Origin of the sequence: Moraxella macacae 0408225 (assembly GCF_000320365.1) — a bacterium.
In the GTDB taxonomy this organism is placed as follows: domain Bacteria; phylum Pseudomonadota; class Gammaproteobacteria; order Pseudomonadales; family Moraxellaceae; genus Faucicola; species Faucicola macacae.
On sequence record NZ_ANIN01000001.1, the window covers coordinates 492249 to 505571 of the forward strand.

Consider the following 13323-nt stretch of genomic DNA (forward strand, 5'->3'; position numbering starts at 1 on the left):
GAACAACTCACTATCTTTTTGCAATTGCTATCAGATAAACGCATTTTTTTTACGATAAGAAAGCTAACTGGTATAAAACAAGCACTTAACGGTTGTATTGATTGGTTTTATTTTAAAAAATTTTATATTTTTTTAATTATACTTAACAATGTTATGATGAAAACCCATTCTCCATGTCTTCCAAGGTCAACATCAACGCCATTAAACGCTCTTCAACTGTCTCAATTTCGCCTTTGATTTTTGTCTGCTCGTCCAATAATTTTAATAAATCTGCCTTGCGTTCATCATCATACAATGCAACATCTGCAAGCCTTTCCTCAATAAGTGTCAAATTTTCGCTAAGATCTGTCAGTTTTTTTTCATCTGCCTCGATTTTTTTACGAATTGGAGCGGTTAATTTACGCTGTTTGGCATTTTTTTTGCGTTGCTCTTCTTTTGACAATGTTGAACTTAAGTTTTCGGGGTTGGTTAATGTTTCACGTGGAACATTTTGTTCGGCTTTATCGTTTAATCTTTTTGCTTGTTGTTTTTTGGCTTGCGACAACCACGCACTGTAGGCATTAATATCATCGGTAAATTCTGTGCATTTGCCATCATGAACAAGATACAATTCATCACAAACATTGGCTATCATCTCACGGTCGTGCGATACCAAAATCACCGCACCAACAAAATTTTGTAATGCCATTGACAAAGCCTGACGCATTTGTAAGTCTAAATGATTGGTCGGTTCATCAAGCACTAAGACATTGGGGTGCTGCCAAACAATCAATGCAAGCGTTAACCTTGCTCGCTCACCGCCTGAAAACAACCGACTTGGCGTATCAACTCTATCACCTTGAAAATCAAAACTACCCAAAAATGCTCGAAACTTGGCATCTGAAGTTTTGTTGTCCAATCGTTGCAACATCAGCATGGGCGTGGCATCGCCGTCCAGTGCGTCCATTTGGTGCTGATTAAAATAGCCCAAAACCAAACCATCTGCCACTTTACGCACGCCTGATAAAATTGGCAATTCACCAACCAACGCCTTTATCACAGTGGATTTACCTGCTCCGTTCATGCCAAGCAATCCAATTCGGCTATCTGGGGTAATTTGTAGGCGGATTTTGTCAATCAAAACCTCACCGTGGTAGCCTGTACTGGCGTTATCCATGACAATCAACGGATTGGTTAACTGTTTGGGTTTAAAAAATTGAAAGCTAAATGGGTTATCCGCCATAATAGGCACAAGATCGGTCATGCGTTCAAGTTGTTTTATCCGTGCTTGGGCTTGTTTGGCTTTACTGGCTTTGGCACGGAATCGGCGGATAAAATCTTCTAAATGTGCTTTGGTGGCTTGTTGTTTTGCAAAGGCTTGTTCTTGTTGAGCAAGTCGCTCGCTGCGAGTTTGTACAAACGTGGAATAATTGCCCGTATAAAGCGTCATGCACTCGTTTTCAATGTATAAAATCCGCCCTACAACATTATCCAAAAACGCCTGATCGTGGCTTATCATAAAAAGCGTGCCATCATAATGTTTTAGCCAATCCTCAAGCCACAAAATCGCGTCCAAATCCAAATGGTTGGTCGGTTCATCAAGCAACAATAAATCAGCTCGACTCATTAAAGTTTTTGCCAAATTAAGACGCATACGCATACCGCCTGAAAAATCCTTAACCGATTGATTTTCTTGTGATGGATTAAAACCAAGCCCCGCCATAATCACAGAAGCTTTAGATGCAATGCTATAACCGTGAATGTCATCAAATCTGGCGTGAATTTGAGCAAGTTCACTCGCGGTTAAATCCGCATGATTGTTAATTTTATCAATTAAATAAAAATATTCTTTATCTCCACTTAATACAAAATCAATCGCTGTTTGATCAGAACTTGCAATTTCTTGCGCCATATGTCCAATTGTCCAGTGGTTTGGCATAGACAACTCGCCAGTATCCAACCCTAATTGTCCAAGCAGCACTGCAAAAAAAGACGATTTCCCCACGCCGTTTTTGCCTGTTAAGCCGATTTTCCAATTTGGGTGGATTTGTAGATTTACATTGGCAAATAAAACACGGCCATCACGGCGAATACTGGCGTTTTTGAGTTCTATCATATTTTTCATCACAAATTTTATAAAAATTGCTTGATAGTATAAAGCATTCACTCCATAATATAAATGTTTTGTATAAATGCTCTGTATAAATGCTTTAATTTTGATAAAAAATGAGAAAAAAAGATGAACAATGCCATGATTTTGACCGATAAAGCGGCCAATAAAATCCGCAAATTGCGCCAACAAGAAGGCAACCTTGACCTAATGCTCCGCGTTTATGTAACAGGTGGCGGTTGCTCGGGGTTTTCGTATGGTTTTAATTTTGAAGAAGAATTGGGTGATGATGACGCAACTTTTGATAATGGCGATGTCTCTTTGGTTGTAGACAGCCTAAGTTATCAGTATCTAAACGGCTCAACCATTGACTATACTGAAGGATTGGAGGGTTCTCGCTTTGTCGTTAATAATCCAAATGCCACAACAACGTGCGGTTGTGGATCATCGTTTTCTATTTAACACAGCTTTTAATCAACCTAACATTAAACCAATGGGTTGGCACTAAATTTGGTTTTTTGACAAAATTAATCCACATTTTTAAGTTTTCCCCAATCATAAATTTGTTGTTTATACGCCCAAATTATCAAAAACAGTCCAACCAAAACCATCGGTAAACTCAACAACTGTCCTTTTGTTACCCAACCAAGTACAATAAAACCTTGGTCGGCATCGGGTTGGCGGAAAAATTCGGTGATAAAACGCACCACGCCATAACCAAGCACAAACAACCCTGTTGCAGCCATGCGTGGACGCGGACGACTGGCAAACCACCAAATCAACACAAACAACACCACGCCCTCGCTAAAAGCCTGATACAACTGCGACGGATGTCGTGGCAATAACGCATACTCACCGACATTAATCACCAAATTTTGCAGGCTTGGATTTTGGTGCAACAAAGCCCTGTCTGCTTGATATGCCTGAGGGAATGCCATAAGCCAGTTATAACCGCCATCTGACACACGCCCCCACAATTCACCATTGATAAAATTGCCAATCCGCCCAAACAACAGGCCAGTTGGCACGCACGGTACAATAAAATCCAGCACATTAAACACAGGTTTTTTATATTTTTTGGCAAAAAAAAGCATCGCAATTGCCACACCTAAAAAACCGCCGTGAAATGACATACCCCCTTCGTTAATTTTTAACAAATACAGCGGATTTGCCAAAAATTCACCAAATTGATAAAACAGCACATAGCCAACCCTACCGCCTAAAATCACCCCCATTGCCCCATAAAATACGAGATCAGACACCATATCTGTCGACCAATCGGAGCGATTTTTGCTGCGCCAAATTGCCAAACCATAAGCCACAGCAAATGCCAACAAATACATCAGCCCATACCAATGCACTTGTAATATCCCTAAATCTACAGCAACCGGATTAAATTGTGGGTGAATAGTACTCATAATTTATTCTATTAATTAATCATTAAAATAGGCAATTTTACCACAAAAATTTGGATAATTTGTAGTTTTATTCACCAAGCAATGTATTGGAAAGTTGTAGTGCACGCTGATATAAGGCATTTTTTTTCGCCCCTGTGATATCAGCAACCAGTTGTGATGCTTGTTTTACTGACAAATCTTGCAACACGCGCCGTAACAAATCATCATGAATATTTTCATCGTCATTTGGTTTTTCAAAACCCGCCACAACAAGCACCATTTCGCCTTTTTGTTGGTTGACATCAGTTTCAATAAAGGTTTTTAACTGCTGCAATGTTGTTTGGTAAATGGTCTCAAATGTTTTGCTAATTTCTCGACAAAAAGTAACCTTTCTATCCGCTCCAAAAACCGCTATCATATCACTCACACACGCCAAAATCCGATGCGGCGCTTCATAAAAAATCAGCGTGGCGGTAATGGTTTTTAATTGAGCTAATTGCCCTTGGCGAGCGGTGGCTTTTGCTGGCAAAAATCCAACAAAATAAAACCTATTAGAGGGCAAACCCGCTACCGACAATGCTCCAATCACTGCACTTGCCCCAACAATGGGTGATACGCCAATATTGGCATCGTGGCAGGCTTTGACAAGACGAAAACCCGGATCACTCACCAACGGCGTGCCTGCATCGCTGATTAATGCAACCTGTTTGCCTTGTGTTAACAGTTCGATGAGTTTAGCGGTTTGACTGTCAGCATTGTGGTCGTGATAAGCAATGGTTTTGGTGGTAATGTTAAAATGATTAAGTAGTTTTGCTGATGTACGCGTATCTTCGCAAGCGATGACGTCCACACGATTTAAACAGTCTATAGCACGAGGTGTCATGTCGGATAAATTGCCAATCGGTGTGGCGACGATAAAAAGTTTGCCTTGTGGATTCATTGTTTTTCCTACGATTTAACCGTTACCAACTTTAAAGATCTCTGCCAATTTTAACATGACAACAACACATTGAGTATAGCAAAATCATTGAGTATAGCAAAACATAATGCTTTTGACAATTTTTTAACCAATTGAATCGCACTTGTTTTTGCAAATAAAAATCATTATAATTAACATTACCACTAACCTAACGCGAGCAATGCTTATGAAACCAACCAAACTCACCCCACTGGCCGCCGCCTTTGTTGTTGCGGCTACTGCTTTTGCCAGTTTTTCACCCACCCATGCTCACACAGCGGCTAAAACCGCCAATCAAACATCAGTTGCTCAAGGCTTTTCGCAAACCGCCAATAAAGACATGCAACAAAACGGCAAGCAATTTTTACAAAACTACAGCAATTTAGCTCAAAAAAGTTACGCAGCAAGCCTAGCCGATGCCAAAGCCCTGCAAATTGCCATCAATCAATTTGCCAAAAACCCCACAGCAAAAACGCTAGAAAACGCCAAACAAGCGTGGCTAAAATCGCGCGAAAGCTATGGCATGACCGAGATTTTCCGCCTATCGCAAGGCCCAATTGACGCCGAAGAAGGCTGGGTTGAAGAAACTTACGGCAATTTAGAAGGGCAAATCAACGCCTGGCCGCTTGATGAACACATGATTGATTATACCATTGATGCCGATGGCAAACGCACCGCAGGCAACATCATTGACGGCACGGGGCTTTTCACCCCCGCAGGCGACGATGCCAAAGCGGTTGACATCACCCACATCACCCCAGACGTGCTGACCGAATTGAACGAAAACGGCGGCGAGGCCAATGTTACCACAGGTTATCACGCCATTGAATTTTTACTGTGGGGGCAAGACCAAGATTATAATAATTTTGTTGCCGACACGGTAACCCACGGGGCAATGACCGCAGGGCAACGCCCGCTTAGCGATTTTACTACCGACAAATACGCCAAACGCCGCTTGCAATATTTGACCGCCACCGCCCAAAAATTGGTGGACGATTTGGCGACGGTAACCAGTGCTTGGCAAAAAAATGGGCTGTATTATCAAGCACTTAACCGCCAATTAACAGGCAAACACGCGGATAAAAACATTGAGCAAGAAGCGGCGTTAAAAGACATTTTTGCAGGCATGGGCGTATTTTTAAAATCCGAGCTTGCCAACGAACGCATTGCCGTGGCGGTATTGACCCCGAGCGAAGAAGACGAGCATTCGTGCTTTTCGGATAACACGCATCGCGACATCATGCAAAATTTTGAGGGCTTTAAAAACATCGTTTATGGCAGTTATCAAGGCAAAAAGCAGGATAAAATGCCATTAATCAACACGCTAAATCCTACCGATAAGGCCGAAATTGACAAAATGGTGGCAAGCATTGACAAACGCATCGCCAAAATTGACCAATTGGCAAAAACTTCCATGCATTTTGATTATCAAGTGCAGCCGCAAAATACCGCAGAAGTGCTAAACATTGTCAGCCTAAAAAACGAATTGCGACGCCTTGGTGATAAAATGATTGACGTTGCCAAAACTTATCGCATAAATCTTACCACCGATGACGTTACCGACCAAGAAGAAACCAAGATTGAGGGTTAACCTTGGTTTATTGGCAATTGCGATTGTGGGCGGATTGTTTAGTTTAAACGGTTTTGCGTTTAAAAATGCTAAACAATCACCGCTCTCAATTCAATCACAATCGCAGCCACAACCATCGCTAGCAGGCTTGTTTGAAAGCCGTGCCAACTTGCCAAGCAACAAGGCAATTGCACATCTTTCGGACGATGAACTGGATATTTTTATGCTTGGGCGGTCGTTTTTTAGCGTGCCGTGGGTAACCGCTCCGAGCGCCACCACCGCGCGCGATGGGCTTGGGCCACTATTTAATGCCAATGCGTGCGCGGCGTGCCATCGTCCAACTCGCCACAAACAAGCCCTTGACGATGACAATTCGCGCCTGCTTGTGTTTAAATTATCCAAACCCGATAAACACAAATACGGCGATTATCAGCAACTCACCCCCAGTGATACGACATACGGTACACAATTGGCGATAAACGGCACAAATGGCATGCCTTTTGAAGCCAAAACCGACGTTGTATGGGAGCAAAGCCAAGTTACGCTTGGTGATGGCACAGCGGTTCAGTTAAAAAAACCCATTCCCAAGGTAAGCCAGTGGCAATATGGTAAACCCGATAGCGATACCACGATAAGTTTACGCATCGCACCGCTACTGGTGGGCGTAGGCTTAATTGAACAAATTGCCGATGCCGACATTTTGGCAAGCGTGGATAAAAATGATGCCAATCACGACGGCATTTTTGGCAAGGTTAATTATACGGTTGACAAAGAAAAAAACCGCCTTGCCATCGGGCGTTTTGGACACAAAGCCGCCATGCCAAGCCTTGTCATGCAAACCGCCGACGCCGCTTTTAACGATATGGGCTTAACCAATCCGCTGTATCCGCACGAAAATTGCACCATAAAACAAACCGCTTGCCACAATTTGCCCCGCTCGCACGGCAAAGGCGTGGATTTACCCATGCAGCGTTTAACGGCGATTGCGTTTTATTTGCAGCATTTAAAAGCTCCTAGCAATACTTTAGCAATAAGCAATAACCAAACACATACAAAAGGGCAACAATTATTTAACACTTTGCACTGTGCAACTTGCCACAAACCGATGCAAAAAACCAAAGACGGCGTTGAATTTTACCCGTATAGCAATTTATTGTTGCACGATTTGGGGGCGGATTTAAGTGATAAACGCCCAGAATACGACGCCGCCCCGCAATTTTGGCGAACCACGCCGCTGTGGGGCTTGGGGGCAAAAAGCCGTGCCGAAATTCCGCTCTTGCACGACGGACGAGCCAGCACCATCACCGAGGCGATTTTGTGGCATGGCGGCGAGGCCCAAAACTCAAAACAACAATTTGCCAATTTGGACAACATTGACCGCAAGGCTTTGTTAGATTTTCTTAACAGTTTATAGGGCATACGATGAAACAACAAGTCAAACAAACCGCCATTGTTATCGGCTTAATTGCAGCGAGCATTGCAGGGTTAAGCACGCTTGCCATTGCTCAACAACAGTCGCCGCAACCGCAACAGTCGCAGCCAACCGCTCAAAACGAGCAGCAAATTTTAGCCAGTATCTATGACAACGTGTTGCAAAAAAACGCTCACAACGCCGTAAACGCTTGCCAAATGTTAAGCAAAACTTTACAAAACACCACAGCAGGCGAGCGTACAAAAAACTTGCACCAAGATTTTCGCAATTTAGCCCTAGCGTGGAAAAAAGTAGAAGCCACTTACATCGCAGGCGAGCTGGACATCAACGCCACTGACATTCCGCGCCATTTGGACATTTTTCACATTGGCAACGAAAATATCCGCGAGCAAATGCAAAAAGTGGTAAACAACAATCAGCCACCAAACGTCGCATTGTTTAAAAATTCTTACAAAACCATCAATGCCTTAGAAGCGGTTTTATACCAAGATGACAGTTTAAGCGAGCGAGAATTACAACTTGCCACCGCCATTAACGACAATATTTGCCGCCAATTAACCGCGATTGATGACACTTATAAGGCTCAAAAACCACAGTTTTTAGCCGAACCCAAAAAATCACTCTCCATGCTGATTAACACGTTAGCAAGCCAAAGCCACTTTTTAAAAGAGTGGCGGATTGCTGATGTGGCGGGGCTTTCTAAAAAATATGATAATAAACCGAGCGGCGAGCGGGCTGAATTTTATTTAAGTGGCTTAAGTTTAGATGCCATTAAAGCAATTTTGGACACGCAAAGCGAGCTAATCACGCCGCAAGATTATGCCAATTTGGTGCAAATTGCTCAAATTTATAATGCCGAGCCAGTTTTGGCGGATAATCAAGTTTTGCTTAACAATGCCAAAAGTCAATTGCGTGAATTAACTCCCGACATACTAGCAAGCAGGCAGCAAGCAACCGTGGCATTGTATAATACCGTCAATCAATTGCAAAGCGGCTATTACCAAAACTTAATTCACGCCTTGCCTGTGGCGGCGGTGATTTTGGAAGCGGACGGCGATTGATGTTCAATTTGCCCCTAATTGACGAGTATTTATTTAGCTCAAGCCAAAGGCTGTATTGGGGCTATTTGGCAAGTGCTGCCGTATTGGCGCTTATGTTTTATGGGGTGCAAAAAAAGCGGCTTGCCAGTGAACGCTTGTCGCTTAGCGAGTTAAAAACGCAAGCTAAAAACTACTGGCTGCATCCGCAATCTATTTTGGATTATCAATATTTTGTTGTGGTGTGGCTGATAAAAAGCTATTTGCTTGTGCCGCTTTTGTTTTCGGCAAAATCGGTGGCAAGTTTGACGTTAAAAACTTTAACTTTTTTGCACGCTCCATTTGTAACAAACATGCCAATTTGGGCGGTGAGCGTGATTTATACGCTGCTGATTTTTATCGCAGGCGAGTTTAGCCGTTATTGGCTGCACCGCTGGCTGCATACGGTGGGGTTTTTGTGGCATTTTCACAAGGTGCATCACAGTGCCACACAGCTTAATCCGCTGACCTTTTACCGCGTGCATCCTGTGGAAAATTTGCTGTTTGGGCTGCGATATGCGTTAAGCGTAGGCATCGTTACGGGGCTTTGTTTGTGGCTGTTTGGCACGCAGCTTAATTTTGTAACCATTTTTGGGGCAAATGCTTTGGTGGCAATTTTTAGCCTGATTGGTGGCAACCTGCGCCATTCGCACATTTATTTACGCTATCCAAAATGGCTGGAAAAATGGTTTATCTCGCCTGCCCAGCACCAATTGCACCACAGCACTGCCAATTCTCATAAAAATTTTGGCGGTTATTTGGGCGTGTTTGATTGGTGGCATAATACGCACGCCTTTAGCACAGATTTTGACAAGCCGCAACAATTTGGGCTAAAAAACTTAGATAACTACCGCAGCGTAAAGGGTTTATTGCTACAACCTTTTGTTGATTTTGGAGCATGGTATGCAAAACGCCGAGCCAAAACTGTTCACCATTTTGACCAGCATTAGCCTTGTGCTGATTTTTTTGCTATTGGTGAATAAATCACTAGCACAAAATCAAACTCTTGTCAAGCAAAATGACAAAGAGCAATTGGGTGAGCAGCTTTTTAACGACAAACGCCTATCCAAAAACCAAACCATGAGCTGCTCAACTTGCCACGACCCCGCCTTGGGCTTTGCCGATGGCAGAACCACCGCCGCCAAAAAGGTGGTATCTTTGGGCGATGACGGGCATTCGTTTGGCAATCGCAACACGCCCACCGCAAGCTATGCCAAATTTTCACCATTGTTTCATTTTGACGACAAAAACGGCGTGTTTGTTGGCGGGCAATTTTGGGACGGACGAGCGGCGGATTTGACCTCGCAAGCCAGCCAGCCGCCACTCAATCCGCTAGAAATGGGCAGCGATAAAGCCTTGATTGTCAAGCGGCTACAAGCCGACAGCAACTATAACGCCGCCTTTAAACGCCTGTATGGCAACGACATTTGGCACAATACCGATGCCGCCTATCACGCCATGACCGATGCCATTGCCGCTTTTGAAAAAACGGCGGTTTTTGCCCCATTTGATTCCAAATACGACCGCTATTTAAAAGGTGAATACGAATTAACGCCGCTAGAAGACTTAGGGCGAACGCTGTTTTTTTCTAACAACAACGTCAATTGCCACACTTGCCATAAATTAACCACGTCAAAAGAAGACGACAAATTTGAAGTGTTTAGCAACCATCAATTTCACAACATTGGTGTACCACAAAACCCCAATTTGCTTGCACTTGGGCAAGTTGAAGCCGATTTTGTGGACACTGGTTTACTGGCTCACCCTGATATTAACGATTTAGCACAAAAGGGCAAATTTAAAACCCCCACGCTGCGCAATGTTGCCGTTACCGCCCCGTATATGCACAATGGCGTGTTTAAAGATTTGCGTACTGTGGTGCTGTTTTATGACAAATATAACAATCCTGACAACACCATCAATCCTGAAACGGGCGAGCCGTGGGCTGGGCCTGAAGTGGCGGATAACATTAGCCTTGACGAATTAAAAGCCCAAAAACTCACCGACAGAAAAGTGGACGCGTTGGTGGCGTTTATGAAAACGTTGACAGATAAACGGTATGAGCATTTGCTTGAGCAAGAAAATTAAAAAAACCTTGCAAAAACAAGGTTTTTTAAAAAATATTAAAGCTGGTTTATTTTGAGGTTTTTACATCAAAGTCTTTGCTATATTTTTCTGCCAATTTGTTATCCAACTGCAAATCAGGATTTACCTCGCCGTGAGGTGCAGGCTTGGTGTCAAACGCTTCATCGATATGCTGAGAAAAATCAGCAAAACTGCCTATTTCATCATTATTTGTTGTGGTGTTGGCTTTATTGGCAATATCTTTTTTTAGGTTTGCAATTTTTTCTTTGGTTTCGCCACTCATCGCATCAAGTCTTTCGTTAACATTCGCAACTTTTTCTTGCGCTGTGCTTTTTAATTCATCAAGTTTTTCTTTGCCCTCTTCAAGCTTAATTTCGGCTTCTAATTTCACCTCGTCAAATTTATTTTCCGCGGTTTCTTTCAGCTCGTTTAGTTTTTCTTTGCCCTCTTCAAGTTTCACTTGTGCTTCTAGTTTGACTTCTTCCAGTTTGTTTTCGGCGGTTTCTTTCAGTTCATGGGCTTTTTCTTTTAAATTGTCAACAATTGTTGAATCATCATTTTGGGCTTGTTCGCTGTCTTCTACGTCTTCTACTTTAAAATATTTGCTTTCGCCACGAACGGTTTTTTCATCAGATGTGGTTTTGCTGTCAAAAAATGCCGTCGCTTTGCCAAATAAATCTTGCACAATTGGTGTGATTTTTTCCAACAGCGGTTTTGCCTGATCAACGATGGGCTTTAATGGTTCAGGAATTGGTGGCACAATAAATTTGGCAACTTGGTTAAACCACATCAATAACGAATAATCCCCTGATATAACCACATCTTTATTTTGAATCCCAACCATCAATGCCGTGGCATCACCTTTTGCAAGCAGTTTTAAACCCGTCATCGAGTCCTTAAAAGTAATGGTTAATTCAGGGTCTTGTGCTTTGCCTGATACCTGAATAAAATAGCCGTTGTTAACCGTAAAAGTACGAAAAACCTGATCGACCTCACTGCCTATTTGAATGCTAAAATGGCGGTTTTCGAGCAGGCTTTTAAATTTGCTATCGCCTGTTTTGGCAAGCTGTGCTAAACGCAAACCGATACTAAAAAGCAACACATCTAACGGATCTGATTTGACATTGCTAAACATGATCTTTCCTTAAAAAAAAATAAAGTTAAAAAATAAAGTTAAAAAAATAAAATTTCACAAAAAAAGTTGGTTATTATTATAGAGAATTTTTTGGTAAGTTGTCGTAAATTTTCACATCAGCGTATGGTTTTTTTGTAACAAATTGCACAACTGTGTCGATATTTGACAAAGTTACCCATTTCTTACAGCAAAACGCTTTAAACGGTATTAGCCATTTTAACCAATACCGTTACTTTAAACCGCGTTTAATTCAAGTTGCTTTAATTTAATGCTTTATAATTAAATCAACTCTTTAGCATCAACATAGTCATGTCCAAGCACATCGGCCACTGCCTTGTAAGTAACCTTACCACCTAGGGTGTTAATGCCTTTCATTAAGGCTGGGTCATCTTGGCAAGCCTGTTTGTAGCCTTTATCCGCCAAAGCAATGGCGTAAGGCAAAGTGGCATTGGATAACGCCATGGTGGACGTGCGTGGCACAGCCCCTGGCATGTTGGCAACGGCGTAATGAATGATGCCGTGTTTGGTGTAGGTTGGATCATCGTGCGTGGTGATGCGGTCGGTGGTTTCAAAACAGCCGCCTTGGTCGATGGCAATGTCCACCACCACGCCACCTGCCGCCATCGATTGTATCATGGCATCGGTAACCAATTTTGGAGCAGAAGCTCCTGGAATCAACACCGCACCGATGACCAAATCGCTTTGTTCCACGCATTTAGCAAGATTAAACGGCGTGGATATCAAAGTATGCACATTGTTGCCAAACAATTCAGACAACTGTCTTAGCCGTTTTGGATTTAAATCCAAAATGGTGACGTCCGCTCCCAAACCGACCGCCATTTTGGCAGCTTCTGTGCCAGCCACACCGCCACCGACAATGGTAACTTTGCCTTTTTGTACCCCTGGCACACCGCCTAACAAAATACCCTTACCGCCATAAAACTTTTGTAAAAATTGAGCCCCGATTTGCGTACTCATACGCCCTGCCACTTCACTCATGGGAGTAAGTAGCGGCAAGGAACCATCAGCCAATTGCACGGTTTCATAAGCGATGCCGGTAACTTTATTATCCACCAAAGCTTGGGTTAAATGGGCTTCTGCCGCCAAATGCAAATAGGTAAATAACGTCAAATTCTCTTTAAAAAAGCCATACTCGCTCTCTAGCGGCTCTTTGACTTTAATCACCATATCCACATTCCAAGCCTGACTGGCATTGGGAACGATTTTTGCTCCAACCGCTTCATAATCGGCATCGGCAAATTGTGAGCCACTACCTGCACCCGTTTCAACCAACACAGTATGACCACGAGCCACCAAAGCATGCACGCCACTTGGGGTTAAACCGACACGATTTTCGTTGTTTTTAATTTCTTTTGGGATTCCGATGAGCATCTTGCTCTCCTTAGAGTTTAGCCTTAGAACTTGGATTAAAATTTTGTTGTGGTTATGCGTTGTTTGACATAGGTTTTACATGCACAACCATAAGTAAGCGTAATGATTAATTTAACATGACATCACGGCTTTGCATAATTGAGTATTTAAAACCAACATACATTGATATTAAGTTTTTTATATCATAAC

At 42.8% G+C, this 13323-nt stretch carries 11 protein-coding genes; 6 read left to right on the forward strand and 5 right to left on the reverse strand.

Annotation, left to right across the window (positions count from 1 at the left end):
* Nucleotides 1-151: 151 nt before the first annotated feature.
* Complete coding sequence (locus tag MOMA_RS02170) at nucleotides 152-2095, reverse strand: ATP-binding cassette domain-containing protein (protein WP_040624960.1); 1944 nt, start codon at nucleotides 2093-2095, stop codon at nucleotides 152-154.
* 123 nt (nucleotides 2096-2218) lie between these two features.
* On the opposite strand from MOMA_RS02170, the gene erpA reads away from it, so the two are divergent.
* Nucleotides 2219-2551: an iron-sulfur cluster insertion protein ErpA gene (erpA, locus tag MOMA_RS02175; RefSeq protein WP_009766980.1), complete on the forward strand. Its 333-nt coding sequence runs from the start codon at nucleotides 2219-2221 to the stop codon at nucleotides 2549-2551.
* Nucleotides 2552-2616: 65 nt separating this feature from the next.
* Here erpA and lgt read toward each other — a convergent pair whose 3' ends face one another.
* Both lgt and rsmI read right to left on the reverse strand, forming a co-directional pair.
* Nucleotides 2617-3507 carry a prolipoprotein diacylglyceryl transferase gene (lgt, locus tag MOMA_RS02180; protein ID WP_009766981.1) on the reverse strand — a complete coding sequence of 297 codons (891 nt, stop codon included), beginning with the start codon at nucleotides 3505-3507 and terminating at the stop codon, nucleotides 2617-2619.
* A gap of 67 nt (nucleotides 3508-3574) precedes the next feature.
* A complete protein-coding gene (gene rsmI / locus MOMA_RS02185; RefSeq protein WP_009766982.1) occupies nucleotides 3575-4426 on the reverse strand; it encodes a 16S rRNA (cytidine(1402)-2'-O)-methyltransferase in 852 nt (283 codons plus the stop codon).
* Between the two features lie 205 nt (nucleotides 4427-4631).
* Here rsmI and MOMA_RS02190 point away from each other — a divergent pair, with 205 nt between their 5' ends.
* Genes MOMA_RS02190 through MOMA_RS02210 form a run of 5 tightly spaced genes read left to right on the forward strand, consistent with a single transcriptional unit; the run spans nucleotide 4632 to nucleotide 10610 of the window.
* The gene (locus MOMA_RS02190; RefSeq protein ID WP_009766983.1) at nucleotides 4632-6035 is read left to right on the forward strand and encodes an imelysin family protein; all 1404 of its coding nucleotides are present in this window, start codon (nucleotides 4632-4634) and stop codon (nucleotides 6033-6035) included.
* A complete protein-coding gene (locus tag MOMA_RS02195; protein ID WP_009766984.1) occupies nucleotides 6025-7428 on the forward strand; it encodes a di-heme oxidoredictase family protein in 1404 nt (467 codons plus the stop codon). Before MOMA_RS02190 ends, MOMA_RS02195 begins: the two co-directional genes overlap by 11 nt.
* A gap of 8 nt (nucleotides 7429-7436) precedes the next feature.
* A complete protein-coding gene (locus tag MOMA_RS02200; RefSeq protein ID WP_009766985.1) occupies nucleotides 7437-8507 on the forward strand; it encodes a hypothetical protein in 1071 nt (356 codons plus the stop codon).
* Nucleotides 8507-9472, forward strand: coding sequence for a sterol desaturase family protein (locus tag MOMA_RS02205; protein ID WP_009766986.1), 966 nt, complete (start codon nucleotides 8507-8509; stop codon nucleotides 9470-9472). Before MOMA_RS02200 ends, MOMA_RS02205 begins: the two co-directional genes overlap by 1 nt.
* Complete coding sequence (locus tag MOMA_RS02210) at nucleotides 9426-10610, forward strand: cytochrome-c peroxidase (protein ID WP_152411753.1); 1185 nt, start codon at nucleotides 9426-9428, stop codon at nucleotides 10608-10610. Before MOMA_RS02205 ends, MOMA_RS02210 begins: the two co-directional genes overlap by 47 nt.
* 46 nt (nucleotides 10611-10656) lie before the next feature.
* On the opposite strand, the gene MOMA_RS02215 is transcribed toward MOMA_RS02210, so the two are convergent.
* Together MOMA_RS02215 and ald are read right to left on the reverse strand one after the other, a co-directional pair.
* Nucleotides 10657-11742 (reverse strand): YtxH domain-containing protein, encoded by a 1086-nt coding sequence (locus MOMA_RS02215; protein ID WP_009766988.1) that lies wholly within the window; start codon nucleotides 11740-11742, stop codon nucleotides 10657-10659.
* 279 nt (nucleotides 11743-12021) lie between these two features.
* Complete coding sequence (gene ald / locus MOMA_RS02220) at nucleotides 12022-13134, reverse strand: alanine dehydrogenase (RefSeq protein ID WP_009766989.1); 1113 nt, start codon at nucleotides 13132-13134, stop codon at nucleotides 12022-12024.
* Nucleotides 13135-13323: the final 189 nt, after the last annotated feature.

What these genes read in the sequence shown, in the direction of transcription:
- rsmI (WP_009766982.1), bottom strand. Translation starts at nt 4,426, where the DNA reads ATGAATCCACAAGGCAAACTTTTTATCGTCGCCACACCGATTGGCAAT.
- lgt (WP_009766981.1), bottom strand. Translation starts at nt 3,507, where the DNA reads ATGAGTACTATTCACCCACAATTTAATCCGGTTGCTGTAGATTTAGGG.
- erpA (WP_009766980.1), top strand. Translation starts at nt 2,219, where the DNA reads ATGAACAATGCCATGATTTTGACCGATAAAGCGGCCAATAAAATCCGC.
- MOMA_RS02205 (WP_009766986.1), top strand. Translation starts at nt 8,507, where the DNA reads ATGTTCAATTTGCCCCTAATTGACGAGTATTTATTTAGCTCAAGCCAA.
- MOMA_RS02190 (WP_009766983.1), top strand. Translation starts at nt 4,632, where the DNA reads ATGAAACCAACCAAACTCACCCCACTGGCCGCCGCCTTTGTTGTTGCG.
- MOMA_RS02170 (WP_040624960.1), bottom strand. Translation starts at nt 2,095, where the DNA reads ATGATAGAACTCAAAAACGCCAGTATTCGCCGTGATGGCCGTGTTTTA.
- MOMA_RS02200 (WP_009766985.1), top strand. Translation starts at nt 7,437, where the DNA reads ATGAAACAACAAGTCAAACAAACCGCCATTGTTATCGGCTTAATTGCA.
- ald (WP_009766989.1), bottom strand. Translation starts at nt 13,134, where the DNA reads ATGCTCATCGGAATCCCAAAAGAAATTAAAAACAACGAAAATCGTGTC.
- MOMA_RS02210 (WP_152411753.1), top strand. Translation starts at nt 9,426, where the DNA reads ATGCAAAACGCCGAGCCAAAACTGTTCACCATTTTGACCAGCATTAGC.
- MOMA_RS02215 (WP_009766988.1), bottom strand. Translation starts at nt 11,742, where the DNA reads ATGTTTAGCAATGTCAAATCAGATCCGTTAGATGTGTTGCTTTTTAGT.